Here is a 635-nt window from a genome sequence, read left to right as displayed (position 1 = left end):
CTCGTCCGCCGAGCGCAACGGCACGAACCGGCTGGACGGCCGGCCGGCGTCCGTGGGGGCAGCGGCGGTGGTGTTCCCGGCGTCGTCGCCCCCGGTGCCTTCGGCGTCGGCGGCACCCCCGGCGTCCGTGGGGGCAGCGGCGGTGCCTTCGGCGTCGGCGGTGTCCTCCGTGTCCTCCGTGTCCTCCGTGTCCTTCGCGTTCTTCGTGCTCCCGGTGTCCTTCGAGCTCTCCGGGCCTTCGGTCCGCTCGGCGTCACCGGTCTTCCCGGCCGGTGCGGACGCCGGCTCGGCGGAGGGCTCGGGACGGGTGCGGAAGGTGGCCGTGGGCTGGTCCACGGTCACCGGGGAGTCGCCGTCCGGCTCCTCAGCCGCCGGGGACGCGTTCACCGGCTCACCCCCGCTCCCGGCGTCCTCCGCGTCCGTGTCCGCGTCGGTAGCCGCGTCCGGGGCCGCTTCGGCGTCGGTCTCGGTGTCCGGCGCTGCGTTCGTGTCCGGGCCCGAGTCGGGGGCGGCCGTGTCCGGGCCCGCGTCCGTGTCCGCCTCCGGGCCCGCGTCCTTGTCCGGGCCTGCTGCCGGGGTGCCGGGGTCGGAGGTGCGGTCGTCCGGTGTGGGGCCGGCCACCGCCGACACCCTGC

The 635-nt window shown here is 77.6% G+C and carries 1 pseudogene; it reads right to left on the bottom strand.

From position 1 onward, the window contains the following. Positions 1–621: pseudogene (locus tag ACYVE9_RS29935) on the bottom strand (hypothetical protein); the annotation flags it as partial. Between the last annotated feature and the right edge of the window lie 14 nt (positions 622–635).

The sequence above is a fragment of the Streptomyces sparsus genome, from assembly GCF_054776295.1.
This window is presented reverse-complemented; position numbering and strand designations above follow the sequence as displayed.